Source organism: Azospirillum brasilense, assembly GCF_008365405.1.
Classification (GTDB): domain Bacteria; phylum Pseudomonadota; class Alphaproteobacteria; order Azospirillales; family Azospirillaceae; genus Azospirillum; species Azospirillum brasilense_D.
Genome location: NZ_QOKV01000005.1, coordinates 222,174 through 248,015, shown reverse-complemented (window position 1 = coordinate 248,015; position 25,842 = coordinate 222,174). Strand labels below are relative to the sequence as shown.

21 protein-coding genes are annotated in these 25,842 nt (G+C 68.8%); 3 read left to right on the top strand and 18 right to left on the bottom strand.

Translation table 11 applies throughout. The annotated features are described in order from the left end of the window. Position 1: 1 nt before the first annotated feature. The 4 genes from DS837_RS11510 to DS837_RS11495 all read right to left on the bottom strand — a co-directional run bounded on the left by DS837_RS11510 (position 2) and on the right by DS837_RS11495 (position 3,859). On the bottom strand, positions 2–607 hold the full coding sequence (locus DS837_RS11510) for a superoxide dismutase (protein WP_014197280.1): 606 nt from the start codon (positions 605–607) through the stop codon (positions 2–4). Positions 608–676: 69 nt separating this feature from the next. Beyond that, positions 677–1,993, bottom strand: a complete 1,317-nt coding sequence (gene hpnE / locus DS837_RS11505; protein WP_149164863.1) for a hydroxysqualene dehydroxylase HpnE — start codon at positions 1,991–1,993, stop codon at positions 677–679. 9 nt (positions 1,994–2,002) lie between these two features. After that, positions 2,003–2,947, bottom strand: a complete 945-nt coding sequence (locus DS837_RS11500; RefSeq protein WP_149164862.1) for a squalene/phytoene synthase family protein — start codon at positions 2,945–2,947, stop codon at positions 2,003–2,005. Positions 2,948–2,986: 39 nt separating this feature from the next. Next, positions 2,987–3,859, bottom strand: a complete 873-nt coding sequence (locus tag DS837_RS11495) for a squalene/phytoene synthase family protein (RefSeq protein ID WP_014197277.1) — start codon at positions 3,857–3,859, stop codon at positions 2,987–2,989. A gap of 120 nt (positions 3,860–3,979) precedes the next feature. Between DS837_RS11495 and DS837_RS11490 the strand changes: the two genes are divergently transcribed. Then, positions 3,980–4,834 (top strand): phytoene/squalene synthase family protein, encoded by an 855-nt coding sequence (locus DS837_RS11490; protein WP_149164861.1) that lies wholly within the window; start codon positions 3,980–3,982, stop codon positions 4,832–4,834. Positions 4,835–4,844: 10 nt separating this feature from the next. Here the strand turns inward: DS837_RS11490 and DS837_RS11485 are convergent, their stop codons facing one another. From DS837_RS11485 to uvrA, 5 genes are all read right to left on the bottom strand, one after another. Next, a complete protein-coding gene (locus DS837_RS11485) occupies positions 4,845–6,905 on the bottom strand; it encodes a methyl-accepting chemotaxis protein (RefSeq protein WP_247889873.1) in 2,061 nt (686 codons plus the stop codon). Positions 6,906–7,041: 136 nt separating this feature from the next. After that, positions 7,042–8,406: a methylenetetrahydrofolate--tRNA-(uracil(54)-C(5))-methyltransferase (FADH(2)-oxidizing) TrmFO gene (gene trmFO / locus DS837_RS11480; RefSeq protein WP_149164859.1), complete on the bottom strand. Its 1,365-nt coding sequence runs from the start codon at positions 8,404–8,406 to the stop codon at positions 7,042–7,044. A gap of 142 nt (positions 8,407–8,548) precedes the next feature. After that, positions 8,549–9,025, bottom strand: coding sequence for an SRPBCC family protein (locus DS837_RS11475; protein ID WP_149164858.1), 477 nt, complete (start codon positions 9,023–9,025; stop codon positions 8,549–8,551). A 185-nt stretch (positions 9,026–9,210) separates the two neighbouring features. Continuing rightward, positions 9,211–9,411 (bottom strand): hypothetical protein, encoded by a 201-nt coding sequence (locus DS837_RS11465; RefSeq protein ID WP_149164856.1) that lies wholly within the window; start codon positions 9,409–9,411, stop codon positions 9,211–9,213. 115 nt (positions 9,412–9,526) lie between these two features. After that, positions 9,527–12,379 (bottom strand): excinuclease ABC subunit UvrA, encoded by a 2,853-nt coding sequence (uvrA, locus tag DS837_RS11460; protein WP_149164855.1) that lies wholly within the window; start codon positions 12,377–12,379, stop codon positions 9,527–9,529. Positions 12,380–12,846: 467 nt separating this feature from the next. Between uvrA and DS837_RS11455 the strand changes: the two genes are divergently transcribed. Next, a complete protein-coding gene (locus DS837_RS11455; RefSeq protein ID WP_149164854.1) occupies positions 12,847–13,350 on the top strand; it encodes a single-stranded DNA-binding protein in 504 nt (167 codons plus the stop codon). 185 nt (positions 13,351–13,535) lie between these two features. Beyond that, positions 13,536–14,258 (top strand): hypothetical protein, encoded by a 723-nt coding sequence (locus DS837_RS11450; RefSeq protein ID WP_149164853.1) that lies wholly within the window; start codon positions 13,536–13,538, stop codon positions 14,256–14,258. 66 nt (positions 14,259–14,324) lie between these two features. Here the strand turns inward: DS837_RS11450 and DS837_RS11445 are convergent, their stop codons facing one another. The 9 genes from DS837_RS11445 to DS837_RS11405 all read right to left on the bottom strand — a co-directional run bounded on the left by DS837_RS11445 (position 14,325) and on the right by DS837_RS11405 (position 25,836). Then, the gene (locus tag DS837_RS11445; protein WP_149164852.1) at positions 14,325–16,727 is read right to left on the bottom strand and encodes a heavy metal translocating P-type ATPase; all 2,403 of its coding nucleotides are present in this window, start codon (positions 16,725–16,727) and stop codon (positions 14,325–14,327) included. 151 nt (positions 16,728–16,878) lie between these two features. Next, entirely contained in the window at positions 16,879–17,337 is a 459-nt protein-coding gene (locus DS837_RS11440) for a c-type cytochrome (protein WP_149164851.1), read from the bottom strand. Positions 17,338–17,356: 19 nt separating this feature from the next. Further along, positions 17,357–18,223, bottom strand: a complete 867-nt coding sequence (locus tag DS837_RS11435) for a F510_1955 family glycosylhydrolase (protein ID WP_170295831.1) — start codon at positions 18,221–18,223, stop codon at positions 17,357–17,359. A 178-nt stretch (positions 18,224–18,401) separates the two neighbouring features. Then, a complete protein-coding gene (locus DS837_RS11430) occupies positions 18,402–18,794 on the bottom strand; it encodes a hypothetical protein (protein ID WP_149164849.1) in 393 nt (130 codons plus the stop codon). 37 nt (positions 18,795–18,831) lie between these two features. Then, positions 18,832–21,948: an efflux RND transporter permease subunit gene (locus tag DS837_RS11425; RefSeq protein ID WP_149164848.1), complete on the bottom strand. Its 3,117-nt coding sequence runs from the start codon at positions 21,946–21,948 to the stop codon at positions 18,832–18,834. Between the two features lie 13 nt (positions 21,949–21,961). Further along, positions 21,962–23,686 (bottom strand): efflux RND transporter periplasmic adaptor subunit, encoded by a 1,725-nt coding sequence (locus DS837_RS11420; protein ID WP_149164847.1) that lies wholly within the window; start codon positions 23,684–23,686, stop codon positions 21,962–21,964. Further along, positions 23,683–24,873: a TolC family protein gene (locus DS837_RS11415; RefSeq protein WP_149164846.1), complete on the bottom strand. Its 1,191-nt coding sequence runs from the start codon at positions 24,871–24,873 to the stop codon at positions 23,683–23,685. The genes DS837_RS11420 and DS837_RS11415 overlap by 4 nt, the downstream gene beginning before the upstream one ends. 16 nt (positions 24,874–24,889) lie before the next feature. Further along, the gene (locus DS837_RS11410) at positions 24,890–25,567 is read right to left on the bottom strand and encodes a methyltransferase family protein (protein ID WP_149164845.1); all 678 of its coding nucleotides are present in this window, start codon (positions 25,565–25,567) and stop codon (positions 24,890–24,892) included. Beyond that, positions 25,564–25,836: a DUF2933 domain-containing protein gene (locus DS837_RS11405; RefSeq protein ID WP_149164844.1), complete on the bottom strand. Its 273-nt coding sequence runs from the start codon at positions 25,834–25,836 to the stop codon at positions 25,564–25,566. The genes DS837_RS11410 and DS837_RS11405 overlap by 4 nt, the downstream gene beginning before the upstream one ends. Positions 25,837–25,842 lie beyond the last annotated feature (6 nt).

Here is a 25,842-nt window from a genome sequence, read left to right as displayed (position 1 = left end):
ATCAGGCCGGGGCCTTCGACAGGCGCTCGGCCACGAATTCCCAGTTCACCAGGCTCTCCAGGAACGCCTTCACGAAGTCCGCGCGGCGGTTCTGGTAGTCGACGTAGTAGGCGTGCTCCCACACGTCGGCGGTCAGCAGCGGGAAGTGGCCCTGGGCCAGCGGGGTGTCGGCGTTGGAGGTCTTGGTGACCTTCAGCTTGCCGCCGTCGATGTACAGCCAGGCCCAGCCCGAGCCGAACTGGGTGATGGCGGCGTTCGAGAACTCTTCCTTGAACTTGTCGACGCTGCCGAAGTCGGCGATCAGGCGCTTCTCAAGCTCGCCCGGGATGGCGCCGCCACCGTTCTTCTTCATGCTCTGCCAGTAGAAGGTGTGGTTCCACACCTGACCGGCGTTGTTGAACAGGCCCTGCTTGGAGGCGTCGCCGTAGCTCTGCTTGATGACGTCTTCCAGGCTGGCGTCGGCCAGGGGGCTGTCCTTCGTCAGGTTGTTCAGGTTGGTGACGTAGGTCTGGTGGTGCTTGTCGTGGTGCAGGTGCAGCGTCTCCGACGACATGAACGGCTGCAGAGCATCATAGCCATACGGGAGCGGCGGCAGTTCGAACGCCATTGAGTTACCCTCTCTTCTTGGATTGTCCCATCTCGGCCCGCGCCTTGGCGGCGCGGCACCTCCGTCCGCTCAAATAGGCCCGCGGCGCGGCAAAGTGAAGGCTGGAAAAAGGCCGAGGCGCGAAAAGGTGGTAATCCTTGTGTTCAGGACCGCGCGTGCGGCGAACTCGCCGGAGCGCACCGCACCTTCGAGTGTCGCCGGAAGCCCCATCCTCGTCCAATCGCCGGCCAGAACGAGGTTTTTCAAAGCGGTTTGGGCACCGGGGCGATTCGCCGCATGGACAGGAGACTGGTCCGGAGTCGCCCGGCGCTCCTTGATGATTCGGAAAGGCGGCAGGGCCGCGTCGGGTGTGCCGAGCGCCGTCGCCACGTCGCGCCACAGGGCGGTGGCGACCGTTTCGGCGGGCTGAACGGCGAGCGCGTCGGCGTCACTGACCGTCACCGACAAAACGTCGCCGCGCCGGAACAGCCAGTCCGCCGTACCGCCCACCAATCCCAGAAAGGGCATGCCGCCCGGCAGGTCGATCGAGGCAGGAAGGCGGAAGTGGGCGTTGACGATGGCACGCCCGGCGGTCGGGGCGGATGCGGGCAGCGCTTCGGGAAGCAGGCGCCCGGCGACCCAGGCCGGGACCGCCAGGATCACCGCGTCGTCGCCGCCAAGCGCGACGCGCTCCCCATCCACCGACAGGGCGGCGATGCGATCCCCCGCGCGTTCCAGCCCATCCACCCGCGCGCCGGTGCGAAGCTCGGCGCCGTGCCGTTCCAGCCAAGCCACCGCGGGGTCGACCAGCGCGGCGGACAGGCCCTTCGCGGCGAACAGCGGCCGGCAGGCGGCCTCGCCGCGCAGCAGCGTCTCCCGCAGCACGGCCCCGAACAGGCGGGCGGACACCCGCTCCGGCGCCCCGTTCATCACCGACACGGCCAGCGGTCGCCACAGGCGTTCGTACAGCGCTCCGTTGGCGGGCAGGGCGTCGGCTACCGCCGCTCCGGGACCGGCAGTCAGGGTCCGCAGGGCAACGAGGTAGTCGGCGGGGCGGCTTCCCGGCACGCGGCGGGCCTTGTCGAACAGCCACAATCCTCCGGGCCGCAGGCACCAGCGCTCGCCGTTGCCAAGGTCGAGGAAGGGAAAGGCGGCGGGGCGCAGCTCGGTCAGGGCGCCGCGGGCGCCGACCCGCTCCAGATAGCCGAGCAGGGACCGGTTGCCGCTGAGCGCCAGATGGTTGCCGTTGTCCACCACCCGATCCAGCGTCGCGTCGTAAAAGGAGCGGCAGCGTCCCCCGGTCTGCGGCGCGCTTTCATGCAGGATGACCCGCCGCCCGGCCTCGGTCAGGCGGACGGCGGCGGACAGGCCGGCAAGGCCGGCGCCGACGATGTGGACGGTGCTCAAGCCGGCCCGTCAGGCGGCGGGCGGATAGCCGAGCGCGCAGCGCACGGCCACCAGGGCGCATTCGCGTTTGCCGACCCGCACCCGCCGGTCGAGATCGCGCCAACCCCGGGCGCGCAGGCGCACCAGCAGCCGGTGGTACAGCACCATCATGGCGACCGCCGCCCACAGCGAGCCGCGCCGACCGGCGGCCTGCCCCTCGGTCAGAGCCTGGCGCGCCTCGGCGAAGCGTTCCTCGGCCAGAACCGCCAGCGCCTCGCAGGTCTGGGGCAGGTTGGGATGGGCGAGCACCGTGGCGGGGTCGGAGCTGCCGATGCCGGCGTCGTCGAGCAGTTCGCGCGGCAGGTAGAGGCGGCCGATTTCGGCGTCCTCGGTCAGGTCGCGCAGGATGTTGGTCAGTTGCAACGCCTCGCCCAGCGCCAGGGCGAAGGCCTCGGTGGAGGCGTCGGCCCGGTCGAACACGCGAATCGCCAGCATGCCCACCGCGCCGGCGACGCGGCGGCAATAGAGCCGAAGGGTTGGCAGCGCCGGGCCGGTCATGCCGCCGCTGATGTCGCCACCGATGGCACCACCGCTGGCGTCCGCCGGGATGTCCATAGCCATGCCGTCGATCAGCGCCTCCAGCTCGCCCCGCGGCAGGCCGTAGCGCTCGATGGCGCCCTTCAGCGCGGCTCCCAGCGAACTGGACGGCGCGCCGCCGGCGTAGAGGCCACGGATCTCGGTCCTCCAGGCGTCGAGCGCCGCACGCTTCTCAACGGGGTCTCCGGGCTCGTCCGCGATGTCGTCGATCCGCCGGCAGAAGGCATAGATGGCGAACATCGCCGCCCGCTTGGAGCGGGGGAGAAGCAGCATCGGCCAGTAGAAGGTGCTGCCCGACCGCCCGGTCACCGCCGCCGCCGCGGCAGCCGGGCTGCCGGCGGTGTCGCTCTGCGTCGAGTCCAGCGATGGCTGCGGCATACGTCGGTCCTACGTGGTGGCGGTCGAAGGGGGCGGAGTCTATTTGCTCCCGATGGCGCGCGCCAGCCCGCGTGCGGTGGCGAACAGCTTATGATGCGTGCCGAGCACCACCCGCTTCTTCAGCGGGTCGCGGCTGCGCAGCCGCTGCGCCAGCGACTCGGCGAGGCTGAGGATCACCGAGGCTTCCATCCGCAACCCACGGTGCTGGATCAGGCCGGGCAGGGGGGCGGCGCGCTCCAGCAGGCGGTCGGTGTGCTCCAGCGTGCGGTCGAAGATGGCGCGCAGCTTGGCGTCGCTCTCCGTTTCGACCAGCCGCTCGACGCTGATCGCCGAATCGTCGAACCAGACCAGCGGGATGTAGCAACGGCCGAGCTGGCTCCAATCCTCCCGGCAGTCCTGAAGGTGGTTCAGCACCTGCAGGGCGGTGCACAGCGCGTCGGACGCCGGCCCGGCAGCCACGCCCTCGCCATGCAGGTCCAGCAGGTAACGCCCGACCGGATTGGCGGAGAAGCGGCAGTAGAGCAGCAGGTCGCTCCAGCTGTGGCAGCGCGCCCCCACCGCGTCGCGCCGGAAGGCGCGCAGCACCTGCCGGGGGTGGCGGTCGCTGACGCCGGTCGCCTGCAGGCTGGCGCGCAGGTCCAGCGCCGGCTTCAGATAGGCGTGCTTGGCCTGCCCGGTGGTCAGCGAGCGTTCCAGCGCCTCCAGATAGGCGAGCTTGGTCTCCGGCTCGAGATCGGGATCGTCGGCGATGTCGTCGCCCAGCCGGACGAACCGGTAGAAGGCCATGACATGCGGCCTGAGATGCTTCGGGAGCAGGCGCGAGGCGACCGGAAAATTCTCCGAGTCCGCGTCCTTGCGGGCGACCGGGCTGGGTTTGCGGGGCTTGGTGGGGGCGACGTTGAAATCGGCCATTGTTCCGCCTGCTGCGCGTCGGGGCTGGTGTGGAGAGCCTGTCTGCCTAATATAAGGCGCTTGCGGGCTTTGCCCCGCTTCCAAACCGTGCCACCCCCATTTTTCCAGAACAGGCATCACATGGCGAAGGCGACCCCCGACCTGTCCTATTGCGGACGGGAGGTGCGGAAATATGACAACGACCGCTTCCTGACCTGCCTCTTCGCCCCGGCGGAGCGCCGCGAATCGCTGTTCGCCCTCTACGCATTCAATCTGGAGATCGCCAAGACCCGCGAGGTGGTGACCGAGCCGGTGCTGGGCCAGATGCGGCTGCAATTCTGGCGCGACGGGCTGGACAAGATCTACGAGGGCGGCGCGGTGCCCAAGCACGCGGTGATGGAGCCGCTCGCCGCTGCCGTGCACGAGGGCGCGCTGAGCCGCTCCCTGTTCGACCGGCTGATCGACGCGCGGGAGGCCGACCTGGACGACACGCCGCCGGCCAACCTGTCCTGCCTCGTCAACTACGCGGAGGTCACCGGGGCGCCGCTCGTCCAGCTCGCGCTGGAGATCCTCGGCGCGAAGGGGCCCGAGGCGATGGAGGCCGGCCGTCAGGCCGGGATCGGCTACGCGCTTGCCGGCATCGTCCGGGCGGTGCCCTTCCACGCCCGTCAGCACCGCCAGCTTCTCCCCGCCGACCGCATGGCGGCGCACGGCGCCAAGCCGGGCGACCTGTTCGAGCTGCGCTCCACCCCCGAACTGCGCCCCGTGGCGCGCGAGGTGGCGGAGGCCGCCCGCGACCATCTGGCGAAGGCCCGCGCGCTGCGCCGCTCCGTACCGCGCGCCGCCCTGTCGGCTCTGCTGCCGGCGGTGCTGGCCGGGCTGCATCTGGACGCGCTGGCGAAGGAGGACAATGACCCCTTCGCCGCGCGGGTGCTGATGCCCCACCCGCTGCGCCACGCCAAGCTGGCCTGGGCGGCGCTGCGCGGCAGGTTCTGACCCCTGTCGCTCAGGCGGCGCGGATCATCGCCACGAACCGTTCCACCTCCTGGCGGAGCTGGTCGGCCTCACGGGACAGGTCGCCGGCGGCGTTGAGCGCCTGATCGGCCATCGAGCCGGTGGAGCCCGCCGCCTGGGTCACGCCGCCGATGTTCACCGACACGGCGGCGGTGCCCATCGACGCCTGCTGGACGTTGCGGCTGATCTCCTGGGTGGCGGCGCCCTGCTGCTCCGCGGCGGCGGCGATGGCGGTGATCGTTTCGTTGATGGCGATGATGCTCCGCCCCACCGCCTGGATCACGCCGACCACCGTGCCGCTGACGGTCTGCATGTCGGCGATCTGCCGCGAGATGTCCTCCGTCGCCTTGGCGGTCTGGTTGGCGAGATTCTTCACCTCGCTGGCGACGACGGCGAAGCCTTTTCCGGCCTCCCCGGCGCGGGCGGCCTCGATGGTGGCGTTGAGCGCCAGGAGGTTGGTCTGCCCGGCGATGCCCTGGATCAGATTCACCACGTCGCCGATCTTCTGAGCGGCGGCGGCCAACCCCTCCAGCGTGCTGTTGGTGCGCTCCACCTCGGCCACTGCCTCGGCGGCCATCTGTGAGGAATGGCCTATCCGCTCGTTGATCTCTCGGATGGAGCAGCTCAGTTCCTCCGCCGCGGCGGCCACCGTCTGGACGTTCTGGCTGGCCTCCTCGGCGGCGGTGGACACAGCGGCGGCCTGACGGTCGGTCTGGGCGGCGATGGCCGACAGACTCTGCGCGGTGCTGCGCATCGCGCCCGCCTGTTCCGACACGTTGCGCACGACGCCGCCCACCGACGCCTCGAACCGGCTGGCGACGTCGGCGAGGTCGTGCTTGCGGCGTTCGACGGCGCGCTGCTCCTCGCGGTGGCGTTCCTCCTCCAGCTCCGCCATGCGGGTGGTGTTGTCCTGGAAGAGCTTCAGGGCCTTGTTGATGGCGCCGATTTCGTCGGTGCGGCCGGTATCGGTGATGACCACGCCGCGCTCCCCGGCGACCACGGCGTCCAGCGTCGCGATGGTGCGACGCAACGGCAGGCCGACGATGCTGCGGCTGGCGAACAGGAGTGCGGCGACCAGGGCGGCCAGCAGAACCAGCCCGCCGACGATTGTGGCGTTGCGCAGGTCCCGGACCGGGGCGTTGATTTTGTCGAGCGGCAGGTTGACCAGCAGGGACCAGGGCGTTTCCGTTCCCGCGACCTTTACCGGCAGGAACAGCTGCTTCACGGGCTGTCTATCGGCGACCGACATCTGCTCGAAACTCCGGCCCGCGCGGATGGCCGGTTTGGCGGCGTCAAGCGCCGGGTCCGATTTATCGATCGGTTGCCCCATCTGTTCGGCGTCAGGGTGACCGGCCCAGACGCCGTCGTTGGAAATCAGGTGGATGGACCCGCTGTGGAAGGGCTTCACCGTTTTCAGCATGGACCAGATGCCGTCGGTGGACAGGTCCACGCCGGCGACCCCGATGACATGGCCGTTCTCGACGATCGGAACGGACATGGAGATCATCAGCACCTTCCGGCCGGCGACCATGTAGCTGTAGGGCTCCACCACCATGGCGTGCCCGGTGCGCTTGGGGATCTGATAATAGGCGCCGTCGGAGCCCGGGTCGTCATAGCCGACGAGGGACTCCAGCGCGACCGCCCCCGACCCGCGGTTCCAATAGGGGAGGAACCGGCCGGAGGCGTCGGAGCCCGGCTTGTTGGCGAACTCCGCGTCGCGGCCGTCCAGCGCGTTCGGCTCCATCCCCACCCACACGCCGAGGAAATCCGGGTTGGCCTCGGCGATGCTCTTGAGCCAGGTGGAGAGCTGCTCCCGGTCGGCGCGGCCCGCGGCTTTCAGGCCGACCAGGGAGGCCGCGATGAAGCGGCTGGCCTCCATCGCGGTGCCCAACCGGGCGTGCACCATCTCGCCGTAACGGTGGCCAAGCTGCTCCCCGCTCTGGAAGGCCAGGGTTTCGATGTCCGACCCGCTCTTGGTGGTGAGGGCTGCAATTCCCACCGCCAGGGAAACGATCGTCACCATCACGATGACGATCACCTGTTTGGCAACCAATGAATTTGTTTTAATCATAACCATCCCGTTGGAAGACTTTCCTGTTCTTTCGAAAGAAAGTGTTCCACGGAGATGGTTAAGCGTCACTTATGATCTTTATTATGGTTTTGTAACATTTTACCGGGAACACCGTTCCTCAGGCGGTGACGCCGGGCGCGGTGGCCAGCCAACCGCCCAGATCTTCCAGCGCGCGGCGGGTGTAGGCCAGCTTGCGGTCGCGGCCGCGGATGCGCTCGTCCACCGGCGGGAACAGGCCGAAATTGACGTTCATCGGCTGGTAGGTGTCGGCGTTGGCGCCGCCGGTGATGTGGCCGAGGATCGCCCCCAGCGCCGTGGTGGCCGGCGGGGCGGACGGCTCGCCGCCCAGACGCTCGGCGGCGGCGAAGCGCCCGGCCAGCAGGCCGACGGCGGCGCTCTCCACATAGCCCTCGCAGCCGGTCACCTGCCCGGCGAAGCGGATGCGCGGCTGCGCCTTCAGCCGCAGAGCGCCGTCCAGCAGGCGCGGGCTGTTCAGGAAGGTGTTGCGGTGCAGGCCGCCCAACCGGGCGAACTCCGCGTTTTCCAGGCCGGGGATCATGCGGAAGACCCGCGCCTGCTCGGCGTGGCGCAGCTTGGTCTGGAAGCCGACGAGGTTGTAGAGCGTGCCCAGCGCGTTGTCCTGGCGGAGCTGGACCACCGCGTAGGGGCGGCGTTCCGGCTTGTGCGGGTTGGTCAGGCCGACCGGCTTCATCGGGCCGTAGCGCAGCGTGTCCACCCCGCGCTCCGCCATCACCTCGATGGGCAGGCAGCCTTCGAAGTAGGGCGTGCTCTTCTCCCACTCCTTGAAGTCCACCGTTTCGCCGGTCAGCAGGGCGTCGATGAAGGCGCGGTATTCGTCCTTCTCGAAGGCGCAGTTGATGTAGTCCTTGCCGGTGCCGCCGGGGCCGGGCTTGTCGTAGCGCGACTGGAACCACGCCTTGGACAGGTCGACGCTCTCCAGATAGACGATGGGGGCGATGGCGTCGAAGAAGGCCAGCGACTCCTCACCCGTAAAGGCGCGGATGGCCTCGGCCAGCGGCGGGGAGGTGAGGGGGCCGGTGGCGATGACGACGCTGTCCCACGCCTCCGGCGGCAGGCCCGTGACCTCGCCGCGCTCCACGGTGATGAGCGGGTGGCCGGTGATCGCCTCGGTCACCGCGCCCGCGAAGCCGTCGCGGTCCATGGCCAGCGCGCCGCCGGCCGGCACCTTGTGCGCGTCGGCGCAGCGCAGGATCAGCGAGCCGCAGCGCCGCATCTCCTCGTGCAGCAGCCCGACCGCGTTGTACTCCGCGTCGTCCGACCGGAAGGAGTTGGAGCACACCAGTTCGGCGAGCTGGTCGGTGCTGTGCGCCTCGGTCGGGCGGATGGGCCGCATCTCGTGCAGCACAACGGGAACGCCGCGCTGGGCGAGCTGCCACGCGGCTTCGGACCCGGCGAGGCCGCCGCCGATGACGTGAACGGGGGAAAGGGACGTGTCGACCATATCAGCAACTTTCGCAAAGTTGCCGAACAAGTAGACCGTCATTGTCGCCACGGCAAGGCCAACCCGGACCACGGCGCGGAATCGCGACCAGGATCGTGCGCTGGTTCCGGCGATCCTGACCGCTTCGCCGAAGACCGGTGACTTACTTGGGGGCGAGCTTCTGCTTCAGCCCGTCGAAGCCCGAGGTGAAGATGCCCGAGATCACCTTGCGCGATTCCTCGTCGCTGGCGCCGTTCGAGGTGTAGCGCGCCGTCCAAACGACGCGCGTGCCCTTGCCCGCCGGTTCGGCCGACAGGGAAGCCTCGTAGTCCTTGACCGGCAGGGGGCTGGTCAGGATCGAGTAGCGGATGCGGTGGCTGCTGGCGGAGGAAGAGAGCAGCCGCTCCTCGATCGCGCCGCCGCCCTTGAGGGCCAGCACGCGCTCCTCCGCGCCGTCCTTCCGGCGCAGGGTGCAGCTCTCCACCGCCGGATGCCAGGTGCCGAGGTTGCAGAAGGGGCCGATCTGCTGCCAGACCGTCTCGACCGGGTAGGGCAGGGTGGCCGACTCCGTGACCTCGACGGCCAGGGCCGGGCTGGCCAGCGCGATCAGGGCGGCCGTGATCGCGAACAGGGTGCGCATGGGGTTCCCTCCGTTGTTCGGCTGTTCCGGCGCGCATCGTTGGGCGCGCTTCGAAATCCTAACCGAGCGGAGGGAGCTTGAAACTTGTACGTTGGTAGGACGAACAAGCAAAGAATCGGCAAGACAACGGCCGGTCCCACCTGTGCGGAGCCGGCCGTTTCTCTTAAGTCCGACGCGACCAGTCCTTATTCGCTCTTGGTCGTCGTCGTGCGCTCGGTGGTGGTCGACCCGCTGGCCGGCGGGGTGGTCAGGCTGGAGTTGCCGTAGCCGGGCGAGGTGGTCGTGGTGGTGGTCGTGGTGCTGGTGGACTCGTCGGTACCGCAGGCGCTGACCAGCAGGGCCGCGCCGAAAGCCAGCGCCACACCGGACATCATGGTCCTGGACATGTTCCGTCTCCATCCTGTTTGGCGAAAGATGGAGAGGAAACGCCCCCGCTGCGGCTTTGTTTCCGGGACAAAAGTCGGTCGGAAGAAAAAGGCCGGGGGTGGCCCCGGCCCGACTTCATGCCCTCTTTCGGCTTTTCGGCTTCGCCTTCAGGTAAGGGGCCAGATACTGGCCGGTGTAACTCCGCTTGACCTTCGCCACGTCTTCCGGGGTGCCCTCCGCGACGATCTCGCCGCCGCCGGTGCCGCCCTCGGGGCCGAGGTCGATGATCCAGTCGGCGGTCTTGATGACCTCCAGATTGTGCTCGATCACCAGCACCGTGTTGCCCTGGTCGACCAGCGCGTGGAGCACCTCCATCAGCTTCTCGACGTCGGCGAAATGCAGGCCGGTGGTCGGTTCGTCGAGGATGTAGAGCGTGCGGCCGGTGGCCCGGCGGCTCAGCTCCTTGGACAGCTTCACCCGCTGCGCCTCGCCGCCGGAGAGTGTCGTGGCGGGCTGGCCGATGTGGATGTAGCCGAGGCCCACCCGCTCCAGCGTCTCCATCTTGTCGCGGATGCCGGGCACGGCCTTGAAGAACTCCTTGCCCTCCTCGACCGTCATGTCGAGCACGTCGGCGATGGTCTTGTCGCGGTAGGTGACTTCCAGCGTCTCGCGGTTGTAGCGCTTGCCGTGGCAGACGTCGCAGGTGACGTAAACGTCGGGCAGGAAGTGCATCTCGATCTTGATGACGCCATCGCCCTGGCACGCCTCGCAGCGTCCGCCCTTCACGTTGAAGGAGAAGCGGCCGGGGCCATAGCCGCGAGCCTTGGCCTCGGGCAGGCCGGCGAACCAGTCGCGGATCGGGGTGAAGGCGCCGGTGTAGGTCGCCGGATTGGAGCGCGGGGTGCGGCCGATCGGCGACTGGTCGATGTCGATGACCTTGTCGAGATTCTCCAGCCCCAGCAGCTCGTCATGCTCCGCCGGATGCTCGCGCGCCCCCATCAGCTTGCGCGCCACCGCCTTGTAGAGCGTCTCGATGATCAGGGTGGACTTGCCGCCGCCCGACACGCCGGTCACGCAGGTGAAGGTGCCCATCGGGATGCGCGCCGAGACGTTCTGGAGGTTGTTGGCGCGCGCGCCCTTCACCTCCAGGAACTGGCCCTTGTGGCCGGGGCGGCGCTGGTCCGGCACCGGCACGAAGCGGGTGCCGTTGAGGAACTGGGCGGTGACGCTGTCGGGGTTGGCCTGGACCTCCGCCGGGGTGCCCTGGGCGATCACGGTGCCGCCATGCTGGCCGGCGCCGGGGCCCATGTCGACCAGATAGTCGGCGGTGCGGATGGCGTCCTCGTCATGCTCGACCACGATCACGGTGTTGCCGAGGTCGCGCAGCCGCTTCAGCGTCGCCAGCAGCCGGTCGTTGTCGCGCTGGTGCAGGCCGATCGACGGCTCGTCCAGCACGTAGAGAACGCCGGTCAGGCCGGACCCGATCTGCGAGGCGAGGCGGATGCGCTGGCTCTCGCCGCCGGACAGCGATCCGGAGCCGCGGCTGAGCGTCAGGTATTCCAGCCCCACCGCGTTGAGGAAGCCCAGCCGCTCGTTGATCTCCTTGAGGATGCGGTAGGCGATCTCCTTGTCCTTCGGGCGCAGATGGTCGTTCAGCGTGCTGAACCACGTCGCCGCGTCGGCGATGGACATTTCCGCCGCCTGGGAGATGTGCTGGCCGTGCACCTTGACGGCCAGCGCCTCCGGCTTCAGGCGGGCGCCCTTGCAGGTCTCGCAGGGCTGGGAGGACTGGTACTTGGACAACTCCTCCCGCATGTAGGCACTTTCCGTCTCGCGGTAGCGGCGCTCCAGGTTGTTGACGATGCCCTCGAAGGCCTTGTTCGTCTGGTAGCTGCGCAGCCCGTCGTCGTAGGTCATCGTGATGGCGGAGCCGTCGGAACCGTAGAGGATGGTCTGGCGGACCTTCTCCGGCAGCTTCTCCCACGGCGTGTCCATGGCGACGCCGAAATGCTGGGCGATGCTCTCCAGAGTCTGCACGTAATACTGGGAGGAGGAGCCGGCCCAGGGGGCGATGGCGCCCTTCTTCAGCGACAGCCGCTCGTCCGGGACGACCAGCATGGGGTCGAAGTAGATCTTGCTGCCCAGCCCGTCGCAGGCCGGGCAGGCGCCGAACGGGTTGTTGAAGGAGAACAGCCGCGGCTCGATCTCTGGGATTGTGAAGCCGGACACCGGGCAGGCGAATTTCTGCGAGAAGACGGTCTGCTCGTGCGACTCGGCGTCCTCGACGAAGACGATTCCGTCGGCGAGGCCGAGCGCCGTCTCCAGCGAATCGGCGAGCCGGTTGCCCAGCCCCTCGCGGACGACGATGCGGTCCACCACCACGTCGATGTCGTGCTTCAGCTTCTTGTTGAGCGCCGGAACCTCGTCGATCTCGTGCATCGTGCCGTCGACGCGCACGCGCTGGAAGCCGCGCTTGCGGAGGTCCTGGATCTCCTTCTTGTACTCGCCCTTGCGGCCCCGGATCAGCGGCGCCAGCAGCAGCAGGCGCGTGCCCTCCGGCATCGCCAGGATGCGGTCGACCATCTGGCTGACCGTCTGGCTCTCGATGGGCAGGCCGGTGGCCGGAGAGTAGGGGATGCCGACCCGCGCCCACAGCAGGCGCATGTAGTCGTAGATCTCCGTCACCGTGCCGACGGTGGAGCGCGGGTTCTTCGAGGTCGTCTTCTGCTCGATCGAGATGGCCGGCGACAGCCCCTCGATCGAGTCGACGTCCGGCTTCTGCATCAGCTCCAGGAACTGGCGCGCGTAGGCCGACAGGCTCTCGACGTAGCGCCGCTGGCCTTCCGCGTAGATCGTGTCGAACGCCAGCGATGACTTGCCCGATCCCGACAAGCCGGTGATGACGATCAGCTCGTCCCGAGGCAGATCGACATCGACGTTCTTGAGGTTGTGCTCCCGCGCGCCGCGGACACTGATGTGCTTGTTCATGGAGTGTTCTTAGCCGAAACCGGAGGGGAAGGGAAGGCGCCAAAAAAGCTCCGAAAGCCCGGACAGATATGTGCCACGCGCAGGCGACTTGCCACCGGTACGCGTCCCTTTCCGGCCTTGCGGGACCCAGGGTCGCGGTGTGGGAATGCCATGGAGCCGACGATGGAGAGCCACCAAGGAATATGTTGGCGGCACGGACTCTCTCTGCTATGTTTGTTCATGGAGTGTTCTCTTTCGCGCGGAGTGGGCGGGTTGATCCGGGTGGAAGGGGCGAAGCGCTCCGCGGCGGCGGTTGACCCGTGCCCTTTCCGCATGCTTTGTGAAGCGCAAGGCAGGGTGGGGCATGGACCGATCCATGGATCAAACCGGCCCTGCGAACAGACACCCCCGGTATCCGGACGCCCTTCCGCCGGGCGCCCGAACGGGTCGGATGGGATACCGGGAACCCGCGCTAGGAGACACGTGCGATGAATGTATGGACGTTTACGGGGCGCCTCGGCGCGGATGGCGAGCTTCGCTCCACGCAGAGCGGTGAAAAGGTTCTGGGCTTCCGCGTCGCCAACGACGTCGGATTCGGCGACCGCAAGACCACCCAGTGGGTGGACTGCTCCATCTGGGGCCGCCGTGCGGAGGCTCTGGCGCAGCACCTGACCAAGGGCAAGGCCGTGGTCATCTCCGGTGAGGTGACGCTCCGCGAGTTCGAGAAGCGCGACGGCACCCGCGGCGCCGGCCTGTCGGTGCGTGTCGCCGAGATCGACTTCACCGGCGGCCGTGAGGGCGAAGGTGGCGGCGGCGGCGGTTACGGCGGCGGCGGCTACGAGTCGCGTGGCGGCGGTGGCGGCGGTGGCGGCGGTGGTGGCGGTGGCTACAGCGGCGGCGGCAGCGGTGGTGGCGGCTACGGTGGTGGCGGTCGTAGCGGCGGCGGTGCTCCGCCCAAGCACGACGACCTGGACGACGAAATCCCGTTCTAAAACTTACCAGGGGTGGTCGTGTGAGGTTTCCAGCCTGAGGCCTTTGTGTTTACTGGTTTCCCCGGTTGCATACCTTACCGGCTGTGGTGTTTTTCTGCCTGTGAGATTGTTACCGGGGAAGCCTGTAAAGAATTGCACGGCTTCAGGTCCGCATCATCGTGATGGAGGGGGAGCGAATCTCCCTCTTGATCGCTTCCGTTGGCGTGCCTCCTATCTGGTGGAACGCTTGGCGGCTGACAATTCGGCGCACCGCCCATCGGGCCAGCAACGCCCTGCAGGCAAACTGCCAGTCCCTGAAGTTCCTGTATCAATGGGCTGCTGAGACCGGCATCGACATCGAAAGCCGGATGCTCTCCGGCCAATTCCTCAAGAGCCACGAGGTCGCCAGCGTCGCCGGGGCAGCAGTGCGGCATCTGGACGAGGTGGGCGGTGACGCCTGTACCAAGCCTACGAATGCTCGCAAGGTGGTGTCGCTCGAACAGGTCCGTATGGGGGCGCCGGTGACCACCAAAACGGTCCATCAGCATACCACGGCGAATCGAGTGCGGACCGTTGCCCGTTCCCCCCAATGGCTCGGACAGGAGGGCAGCAATGACCTCGATCTGGAGGCCGCGTCGAAGCGCAAGGCGCAGTTGGACGAAATGGTGGCCAGGCTGAAAGCCAAGGTGCCGCTGACGAAGGGGTGGAATGGCGTGGGCCAGAGAGAGGCGCCGCCGGTCGAAGCTATGGACCGCGTGTTGGAGGTGCTGGATCCGGACTCGCCTGACAACCCTTGGAAGGACCCTCGATGCCGATCGAACCGGTCAGCGTTCAAACGGGTAGCCCAGTTCCTTCCATGCGCGGGAAAGCAGGCCGCGGTAGGAACTCGGCAGACAATACCAATGGGAATTCCCGACACCCACGGATGACGGTCAGGAGCATGGTCCGGGAAGACCGGCGTCCGGCCTTCGCGCGGGCGACACCCGTCGATCCTCCTACAATTTGAGCCTACGCAGCCGCAGCGCGTTCCCGACCACGGACACCGAACTCAGGGCCATCGCGGACGCGGCGATGATCGGTGACAGCGTCCACCCGAACAGCGGGTAGAAGACACCCGCCGCGACCGGCACGCCGAGCGCGTTGTAGACGAACGCCAGAAACAGGTTCTGCCGGATGTTGCGCATCGTTGCCCGGCTGAGAGTCCGCGCCCGTGCGATGCCCGCCAGATCCCCCTTCACCAGCGTCACCCCGGCACTCTGAATCGCGACCTCGGTGCCGGTGCCCATCGCCACGCCGACGTCGGCCTCGGCCAACGCCGGGGCGTCGTTCACGCCGTCTCCGGCCATCGCCACCACCCGGCCCTGCGCCTTCAGCCGCTTCACCACCTGGTTCTTGTCCTCCGGCAGCACCTCGGCCTCGACCGCGTCGATGCCCAGGCGACGCGCCACCGCCTCGGCCGTGGTCCGGTTGTCGCCGGTCAGCATGACGATCCGCACACCATCGTTCCGGAGCGTCTCCAGCGCATGCGGCGTGGTCGCCTTGATCGGGTCGGCGACCGCAATCACGCCACCCGGCTGGCCGTCGATGGCGGCGAAGAGAGCGGTGGCACCCTCGCGCCGGAGGTCGTCGGCGCGCGTTTCCAGGTCGCCCAGCGCGACACCCTGGTCCCGCATCATCGCGGCGTTGCCGAGGGACACTGTGCGCCCGCCGACCGTCCCGACGACGCCCTTGCCGGTGACGGAGCCGAAGTCGGCGACGTCCCGCAGCGGCAGGCCCCGTTCCTTGGCGGAGGCGACGATGGCGGCCGCCAGCGGGTGCTCGCTCGACCGCTCCAGGCTCGCCGCCAGCGTCAGAAGGTCCGCCTCGTCGATGCCCGGCGCCGGAACCACGGCGGTCACCTTTGGCTTGCCCTCGGTCAGGGTGCCGGTCTTGTCAACGACGAGCGTGTCGACCTTCTCGAACCGCTCAAGGGACGCCGCGTCCTTGATCAGGACGCCCGCGGTCGCCCCCTTGCCGACACCGACCATGATCGACATCGGCGTCGCCAGCCCCAGCGCGCAAGGGCAGGCGATGATGAGCACCGAGACCGCCGCGATCAGCGCGTAGGCGAAGGCGGGCTGCGGCCCCCAGACCATCCAAGCGACGAAGGCCAGGGCGGCCACGAGGATCACCGCCGGAACGAAGTAGCCAGACACCACGTCGGCCATGCGCTGGATGGGCGCCCGGCTGCGCTGGGCCTCGGCCACCATGGTGACGATGCGCGACAGCATGGTGTCGGACCCAACCTTCTCGGCGCGCATCACCAGGGCGCCCGTCTGGTTCACGGTGCCGCCGATGACCTTGGCGCCCGGCTCCTTCCCGACCGGCATGCTCTCGCCGGTGACCATGGACTCGTCGACGGCGCTGCGGCCCTCCAGGACCTCGCCGTCGACAGGCACGCCGTCGCCGGGACGGACGCGCAGCCGGTCGCCGACCTGGACCACCTCGAGCGGCACCTCCTCATCCTCGCCGTCGGTACGGATGCGCCGCGCCGTCTTGGGCGCGAGGTTGAGCAGCGCGCGGATGGCGCCGCCGGTCTGCTCGCGGGCGCGGAGCTCGAGCACCTGCCCGAGCAGCACCAGCACCGTGATGACGGCGGCCGCCTCGTAATAGACGGCCACCACGCCGTCCATGCCGCGGAAGCTCGGCGGGAAGACGCCCGGCAGGAACGTCGCGACCAGGCTGAACACGTAGGCCACTCCGACGCCCAGCGCGATCAGGCTGAACATGTTCAGGCTGCGGTTCACGAACGACCGCCAGCCGCGCTCCAGCAGTGGCCAACCCGCCCACAGCACCACCGGCGTCGCCAACAGGAACTGCACCCAGACGGAGACGCGGGGCGGCACCACGTCATGGAGCCCAAGCCCCGGGATGTGGCCGCCCATCTCCAGCACCAGCAGCGGCACGCTCAGGACCAAGCCGATCCAGAACCGCCGCGTCATGTCGACGAGTTCCGGGTTGGGCCCTTCCGCAAGGGTGGCTCCGACCGGCTCCAGGGCCATGCCGCAGATCGGGCAGTTGCCCGGCCCCTCCTGGCGGATCTCCGGGTGCATCGGGCAGGTGTAGATCATGCCCTTCTGCGGCGACGCCTGGGCGGCCTTCTCGGGAGCGGCGGGCTTTGCCTCCAGCTTCAGGTACCGCTCCGGGTCGGCGACGAACTTGTCGTGGCAGCGCGCCGAGCAGAAGTGGAAGGTCTGGCCGCCATGCCCGGCTTGGTGCCCGGTCCGCTCGGGATCGACCATCATGCCGCACACGGGGTCCTTCACCTTGGGCCGGTCGTCGGCACCGGCGTGGTGGTCGTGCCCACCGTGACTGTGGTGGTCAGGATGGTGTGCGTGGCTGCGGTGCTGGTCGTTCATGTTCGCTTCTCCCTTCGCATGCAGGCGTCGGTGCCTCCGCGTTCGTTCGCGCTTCCCGGCACCGGCGTGCGATGGCATCCATGAAACCAAGGCTCCACCTTCCAATGACTGGAAGGTCAAGCGCGTTGTGTGGCCCGCTCGCGTCCTCTCCTCACTTCTTCGCGCGTTCGCTCAGGGCGGCGTGGCGAAGACGGATCTCCTCGGGCCAGGAGCTCTTGATGAAGGCCAGGACCGCCCAGATCTCGGCATCGCTCAGCACGCCGCCGAAGGCGGGCATGTCGCTCTCGTAGCCGGGCGGGGCGAATTCAACGACGCCTTGCTTGGTGATTTTGAAGAGGTCGGCGTCGGGGTGGTGCCACGTGTGCCCGGAGGCGTCGTGCGGCGGCGCGGGCAGACGGCCGTCTGGCTTGCGGCTTTGCCACTCCGGCTGGCCCTCGAGCCGCGCGCCGTGGCACGACGCGCACTGCTCCGCGTAGACCGCCTTGCCCTGGGCAACCTGGGCGGCGTCGGTTGGATCGGCGCCTGCCTTGGGGCCAGCGAACAGGACGACGCCAGCCACCGTGATCGCCGCACCCATCGCCAAGCCAACGCCAATCTTCATCGCCTTCATCACCACATCCCCCGGCACATCACGACCGGAACGGCTTCCAGGTCTTGCCGCCGTCCTGGCTGGTCAGGATGGCGCTCTTGTCGGTCACGGCGTAGAGCCGCTCGGGGTTGGTCGGGTCGACCGCAAGGTGCAGCAGGACGGCGTCACCGAAGGTGTTGCTGACCGGTTGCCACGCGAGGCTCGGCTCGGTCGTCTTGAGCAGACCGGTGCCGACTTGGTAGGCGTAGGCGGCGCCGTCCTTCGTGGTCGTGACCATGGTCGCCGGGCGCCGCACGATGTGGGCGGCCTGCCAGGTCCTGCCTGCGTCGCGGCTCACCATAAGTCCGGCGCGCGTGGCGCCGTACACGGTGTTCGGGTCCTTCGAGGAGGCCGCCAGGTCGAACATGTCGGCGGGCGGCTTGCCGGTCACCTCCCAGGTCTTCCCGGCGTCGCGGCTGATCTGGACGCTGCCGTAGTGCCCGTACAGCACCGTCGGGTCGGCCGGGCTGACGTCCATGGCGTGGAAGTCCACGGGTCCGTTCACACCCGCCGAGATCGGCTTCCAGGTCTTCGCGCCATCGGTCGAGACGAGGACGCCGAGGTGCCCGCCCTTCTCCGGGTGACCGCTGGCGAAGAAGGCGTCGGGCTGCGCCGGATTCGGTGTGAATCCCATGTAGTCCCAACGGTTGTCGGATACCCGCGTGGCCGTGCCGTCGGGGTTGGTCAGCCACACGCCGTGATGCGAGGCGAGATACAGGCGCGACGGGTCTGCGGGGCCCACGGCAATCCCGTGGAGGTGCGAGACCTCGTTCAGCTTGAGGGTCTCGGCCGCCCAGACCGGTCCGGCGACCACGGCACCGACCAGCAGGGCGGCAGCCATCGTGGCGAGTTTCTTCTTGGCGCTCATCGCGCATCTCCTTGCTTGCGGGGCGGCATGGAGCGGAAATCCTGATGCCGCCCATGCCGATCTCATGCCGACGGCACCTGAAGGCGCCGTCGGCATGACCCTCTCGATCAATGCTAAAGCATTGATCTGCCGGGTTTCACGGTTGGAGAATGATGAAAGCGATCATTTTCCGACCGTATCAGTGACCCGCGTGGCCCATTTCGAAGCGGGCCTGCACCGGCTTCTGGCCGGGCATGGTCAGCGCGGTGACCACCTTCACGCTGTCGTGCGCGCCGCCGAGGTTCGCCTGCCCCTTGAGGGCGTTGGCGCCCGCGGGTTCGAGCGCGACCTTCTGGGTCTGCTTGTTCGCCAGGACGGTCGCCTCGGCCTTGGCGCCGGTCACATCGACCGGCTTGTCGGCACCATCGGTCACGTACAGGACGACGTCGTTGCCCTTGAGCACGACTTCGACGTGGTAGGGGCCCGCGTCGGCGCGCTGGCCACCGTTCGGGCCAATCTTCGGGCCGTCGGCGAAGGCCGTGGCCGGGGCGGTGAAGAGGGCGGTGGCGAGGAGGAGGGTCGAGAACTTCACGGTGTGGTTTCCTTCTGGATGGACCGGGTGAGGGGGATCAGTAGGCCTCGGCCGGACGCAGCGAACCGGCCTGGGCGGCGACCAGACGGTTCAGCGGCTTCTCGCCGAGCTTGAGGAAGAGGACCGGGGTCAGGACCGTGTCGAGCAGGGTCGCGCTGACCAGCCCGCCAAAGATGGTGACGGCGACCGGGTGCAGGATCTCCTTGCCCGGCGCGTCGGCGCCGATCATCAGCGGCACCAGCGCCACGCCCGCCGACAGTGCGGTCATCAGCACGGGTGTCAGGCGCTCCTGGCTGCCCCGGATCACCATAGCCTTGCCGAAGGTCTCGCCCTCGTGCAGGACAAGGTTGATGTAATGGCTGATCTTCAGGATGCCGTTGCGCGTGCTGATGCCGGTCAGCGTGATGAAGCCGATCATTGAGGCCACCGACAGCGGCTGTCCGGCGATCCACAGCGCCGCGACGCTGCCGATGAGGGCCAGCGGCACGTTGCCCATGATGATCAGAGCGAGCACCGCCGAGCGGTACCGGCTGTAGAGCACCAGGAAGATCATCGCCAGCGACACCATCGACAGCGCGGCGATGGTCTTGGACGCCTCCTCCTGCGCCTGGAAGGTGCCTTCCAAGCTGGTGAAGTAGCCCGGCGGCAGCTGCGACCGGGCGACCACGTCGCGAATGCCCGCGACGATCCGGGCCATGTCCGTCTGGCCGTCGGAGTTGCCGAGGATGACGATGCGGCGCTTGCCGTTCTCCCGGAGGATCTGGTTGGGGCCGTCCGTCTCCTCGACCGAGGCGAACAGGCTGAGCGGCACCCGGCCCGCCGGGGTCTCGACCAGCAGATTCGCCAGGCCGCTGGTGGTGCGATCCTCGTCCGACAGGCGCAGCACGACGTCGAAACGCCGCGTGCCGTCGACGATCTCCGACACCACGCGGCCGTTGGACAGGCTCTCCAGCGCCTCCGTCGCCATGGACGGGGTGACGCCGTAGAGCGCCGCCCGCTCGTAGTCCACGACCACCTGGACCTGCGGGATGCGCACCTGCTTCTCGATCTGGAGGTCCACCAGTCCCGGAACCACTGCGAGCTTTTGCTGAAGCTGCCCGGCGAGGCTGCGCAGGGTGTCCAGATCCTCGCCGAAGACCTTCAACGCGATCTGGGCGCGGACCCCGGAGAGCATGTGATCGAGCCGGTGCGAGATCGGTTGGCCGATGTTCACCGACACCGGCAGGGCGGCCAGCCGGGCGCGGACATCGGCCAGCACCTCAGCCCGGCTGCGTTCGGACGGCTTCAGGTCGACATCAATCTCACTGGAATGGACGCCCTCGGCGTGCTCATCGAGTTCGGCGCGGCCGGTGCGGCGCCCGACGGAGGCCACCTCGGGCACCTGCATGATCAGCCTCTCCGCCGCCAGCCCGACCCGGTTGGACTCGGCCAGCGAGATGCCGGGGTTCAGCACCATGGAGATGGTCAGCGTGCCCTCGTTGAACGGCGGCAGGAAGGCGCGCGGCAGGCTCGGCACCGTCGCCGCGGCGATCAGGACGGCGGCCCCCACCGTGGCGAACAGCGTCCCCGGGTTGGCGAAGGCCCAGCCCAGGAGCCGGGCGTTCCCGGCCTTCAGCTTGCGGACCAGCCAGCTGTCGTGCTCCTCTAGCCGCTTCAGCCTGGGAAGCAGGTAGTAGGACAGCACCGGCGTGACGGTGATGGCGGTGACGAGGCTGGCCAGGATGGAGACGATGTAGGCAACGCCCAGCGGGGCGAAGAGGCGTCCCTCGATGCCGGTCAACGCAAACAGCGGCACGAAGACCAGGATGATGATGATGGTGGCGTAGACGATGCCCGAGCGCACCTCCTGCGAGGCCGAGGCGACCACCTCCAGGATGCCCCGCGGGTTGCCCGCCCGCCGGTTCTCGCCGAGGCGCCGGTAGATGTTCTCAACGTCCACCACGGCGTCGTCGACGAGTTCGCCGATGGCGATGGCGAGGCCGCCCAGCGTCATCGTGTTGATCGACATGCCGAACGCCTTGAACACCAGCACGGTGATCAGGATCGAGATCGGGATGGCGGTCAGCGAGATGAACGTCGTCCGCACGTTCAGCAGGAACAGGAAGAGGATCACCGCCACGACGGCAACCGCCTCCAGCAGGACCTTCTCCACGTTGCCGATGGAGGTCTGGATGAAGTTGGCCTGCTTGAACAGGATCTCGTCGGCGTGGACGCCCTTCGGCAGGAACTTCGCCAAGTCGCCCAGGGCGGCTTCCACCTCGGCGGTCAATGTCGTGGTGTCGGCGCCGGGTTGCTTCTGGACGGACAGGATCACGGCGGGCTTGCCGTTGACGCCCGCGTCGCCGCGCTTCACGCGGGCGGCGAAATCCACGGCGGCGATCTGGTGGAGCAGGATGGGCTGCCCCGTCTTGTAGGCGACGACGAGGTTGCGGAGGTCCTCCAGCCGGGTCGTCCGGCCGATGTTGCGGATCAGGTACTCCTGGGAATGTTGGTCGATGAAGCCACCGCCGGTGTTGGCCGAGAACTGCTGCAGCGCCTTCACCAGTTCGTCGGTGGTGATCTCCAGGTCGTGCAGCCGCGCCGGGTCGGGCGCGACGCGGTACTGCCGGATCTCCCCGCCGATCGGGATGACCTGGCTGACGCCGGGAATGGCGAGCAGCCGCGGCCGCACCACCCAGTCGGCGAGTTCACGGACCTCCATCGGGCCGACGCCGTCGCCGGACATGGCGATCAGCATGATCTCGCCCATGATGGAGGAGATCGGCCCCATCTGCGGCCGGACGTTGGGCGGAAGCTGCCCCTGGACGATGGCCAGCCGCTCGGCGACCTGCTGGCGGTTGCGGTAGATGTCCGTGCCCCAATCGAACTCGACGAAGACGATGCTGAGCCCGACGCCGGACACCGAGCGCACGCGGGTGATGCCCGGCATGCCGTTCATCGACGTTTCCAGCGGGAAGGAGACCAACTGCTCGACCTCCTCCGGCGCCAGCCCCTCGGCCTCCGTCATCAGCGTGACCGTGGGCTTGTTCAGGTCGGGGAAGACGTCGATCGGCAGGTCTTTGAGGACGAACGAGCCGTAGACGACAAGGATCGCCGCGGCGGCCAGGACGAAGAGCCGGTTGCGCAGGCTGGTGTTGACGAGGAAGTTGAACATGGCGGGGGGCTCCTCACCGGATCTGGTTGAGGAGACCGGCGCCGTCGGTGACGATGCGCGCCTCCGGCTCGACGCCCGCCAGGACCAGCACCGTGTCGCCGTCGACGGGCTGCGTGCGCACCGGGCGGGCGACGAAGCGTTGCGGGGTGTCGTGCTGCCAGACGATGGGCTGGCCGCTGGCGTTGCGCACCACGCTCTGCCGCGGCAGGACGATGCCCGACGCGGTGCCCTGCACCTGGGCGACGAGCCGGACCGGCTGGCCGACGCCGAGCCCCGACGGCGGATTGCCGATCCGGAAGAGCAGCGGGATCGCCTGTTGGCGCAGCGCGAGACTGGAGCCGAGGAGTTCCAGGGATAGGCTGGTGCCGTCGGCTGTCGTCGCCGTGGCCGCTTTGATGGCGTTCGCCACCCGGGGATCGAAGGCGACCGCTTCAACCATCAGCCGCGACGGGTCGACGATCTCGAACAGCACCTGGTCGCGCCCCTCGACCACCTGTCCGGCCTTGATGTTGTTGGCCGTGACCACCCCGGAGATGGGCGCCCGCAGGGCTTCCTTGGTCGTCAGCGCGGGGGACAGAGCGGCCCGGCGCTTGCGCAGACCGTTGAGATTGGCCTCCGCCTCTTCGATGTCGCGCTGTGGCACGCTGCCTTCCAGCTTCCGGAGCCGCTGGAGGCGGGATTCGGCGATGACCAGTTCCTGCTCGACCGTCGCGATCTGCTGCTGGATGCCGCTGCGGTCCACAAAGGTCACGGCGGGGGCGATGTAGGCGAGGATCTGCCCGGCCTCGACCCGCTGGCCGACGTAGGGCAGCCCCTTGTCCCCCGGCTCGATGCGACCGCTCTGCGTGGCCTGGACGTGGCCGCCGCCGTTGGGGTCGGCGATCACTTGGCCGATCAACTGCACCGTCTGCGCCGCCTCCTGCGGCTTGGCAACGATGGTTCGGACCGACAGCAGGCGCTGCGACGGCTTGGGCACGTACAGGCTGCCGTCCGGCAGGCGCCGCGGGCTCTCCGAAGCGCCGGTCGCCCCCATCGGGACGGCCGCCGCCGATGCTTTGCCCTTGTCCTCGTCGCCGTGGCTGTGGTCCTCGCCGCCGTGGGCGAAGGCGGCGCCGCTCGCCAACAGCAGGCCGAGGCCGACCAGCGCGGCGCCCGCGACCGTCCGCGTGCGTCCACGCTGGGTCAGGGCGACGGTGGTCAGGACCCCGAGCAGGAAGACCATGACCGCCCCCAGCATCAGGCCCGAATCGTTCCGGACCTGCCCGAGGACGGCGGAAACACCCTGCGCACCGCCGGTCTGTGCTTTAGCCGCATCTGCCGGGATCTCCAGGGTACCGATCAGCAGGTCGGCCGCGTCGGCCGCGGTGATGGAGACGGTCACTTCATGGGATCCCGGCTTGGAGAGCCAGGACGGGTCGAGGCGGTAGACGCCCTCCTCGCCGGAGACGGGCGAGGCCGTCGCGGCCTCGCCATCGGCGCTCACCTCGATGGTGGCGCCGTTCACGGGCTCGTTGGTGGCGAAGCGGTCCAGATGGACGAGCAGGGTCTTTCCCCGGGCGACCGCCACGAGCTCGAAGTCGGACGAGGACGTTTCCAGGGTGGGGGCGGCCGTCGTGACGACCGGCTTCGGCTCCTCGCTGCCATGGGCGTGGCCCTCGTGGGCGAGGGCGGGAGCGGCGACCGGCGCGGCAAGGCTCGCGGCGACGACGGTCGCGGCAAGAAGGCGTCGGGTGGTCATGGAAGAACTCCGAGGGACTGGTTCATACGGGCGCGTGCGGCGCTGACCTGGATTTCGGCGGTGGCGCGGGCGAGGTCGGCCTCGAAGGCCGCCTCCTGGGCGCGCACGTGCTCGACGAGGCTGATCTCGCCCGCCCTCCGGGCGCGCTCGATGTTCGACAGGCGTGCCCTGAGGGCCGCAGCCCGGTCGCGCGCGAACGACAGGCGCTCGCTCGCCGCCTGATGGGCGAGGCGGGCTTGCCGGATGTCCGACTCGACCGTGCGGGCCGCGTTGGCCTGCTCGGCCTCGGAGCGGACGACCTCGGTCGCCGCCTCGGCCCGCTTGGGCGCGTTCACGGCCTCGACCGCGAACGGGATGCGGACGGAGACGCCGAACACGGTGTCGTAGCGTTCCTCGCGGCTGTCGCGTTCGCGGCGAGCCATCAGCCCGACCTCCGGGCTGTCGCGCGTCGTCAGGTCGACCAGCTGGCGCTGGGCTTGCGCGGCCCGCACGCCCAGCTGCGCCGCCAGAAGCGACGGGTGCCGGTCGAGCGGCGGTTCGCCGATGTCCGGCTCCGGTGCCGCCTTCGGCGGCGCCATCCCTGTGAGCGTCCGGAACGCCTGGCGGGCCTCCTCCAGGGCCAGTTCCTCGTCGCGGAGGTCCGTGGCGACGGAGAGGGCTTCGGCCCGGGCCAACTGGTGATCGGCCTCGGAGGTCTCCCCGGCCCGGGCGGTCCGTCGGGTGTCGGCCTCCAATTGGCGGGCGACCTTGAGGCGCTGCCGGGCGAGCTCGGCGCGGCGCTCGGCCAGCGCGACCTGCCACTGGGCCGTCCGGACCTCCCCGGCGACCGCCAGCTGGCGCGCGGCGATCTCGGCGTCGGTGCGCGCCAGCAGCGCGTCGCCCGCCCGGACGGTCGCCGTTCCCTGGCCGGGCAGCCAGAGCGGGACGCCGAGTTCGGCCTCGTACTCGCGCCGTCCGATGTTCCGGTTCAGGTAGTCGCTCGTGTGCCGCAGCGTGACCGCCGGGGCGGCCGGGACCAGCGCCTCCCCGGCGCCGCGCCGGGCGGTGGCCACGGCCCTCTGGGCCTCCAGGCTCCTGACCTCGGGATTGAGCTTCCAGGCGCCCTCGACCGCGTCCCGAAGCGTCTGCGCTCCGGCCGGGAGCGCCAGCAGGCACACGGCGACGGTCGTTGCCGCCGCTTGCTTCATGAGCTTCCACCCAGAATCACGCACCGAACGACCCTCCCACTCTGGGGTGGTTCGGCCCACGGGAGGAGAGACGCGGAAGCCAACCCGGCGTGACCGCGGCGTAACGCTCGTACTCGGCGCCGAACACCCGGAGGGCTTCCCGCTCCTCGGACCGGGCCAGACGGATGTACATCAGGACCAGCAGCGGGAACATCGCCAGCGTCAGGATGGTCGGCCACTGGAGCAGGAAGCCGAACAGGATGCCGATGAAGGCGATGTACTGCGGGTGCCGGACATGGGCGTACACGCCCGTTGTGGCGAGCCTGTCTTGCTTCTGCGCCGCATGAAGCACTTTCCAGGCCGCCGAGAGCAGGACGAAGCCGCCCAGGATCAGCAGGTTGCTGAGGATGTGCAGCACGTTGAAGTGCGGGTTGCCCGCCAAGCCGAGGACGGTCGACCAGAGGTGCCCGGCGTCGTGCGACAGGATGTCGAGGCCCGGATAGCGGGTCTGGAGCCAGCCCGAGAGCAGGTAGATGGTCAGCGGGAAGCCGTACATCTCGGTGAACAGGGCCACGATGAAGGCGCTGAACGCCCCGAAGGACCGCCAGTCCCGGGGCGACTGCGGCTTGCCGAAGCTGAAGGCGAAGATGATGAAGATGGCCGAGTTGAGGGCGACCAGCATCCAAAGCCCGTAGGCCGAGGCTTCGTGCGTCATGGCGTGCCCCGCTTGTTCGGCCGGTCGGTGTCACCGTTCCCGCTGTGGCCGCCATGCCCGTGACCGCCATGCATGAACAGGTGCATCAGCGGGCACAGGAGCAGGACGAGAAGCGGAAGCGCGTCGAGCGCATGGTCGACGTGGAAGAGCGACAGGTACACAGCCGCCAAGGCGGCACCGCCGAGTCCGGCCAAGCCGGTCCAGGTCCGGTACCAGGGCGTGCGCGCCTGCGGCCCGGGAGCGTGAAGGGTGTGTTCGTGGTGCGTCATGGCCGC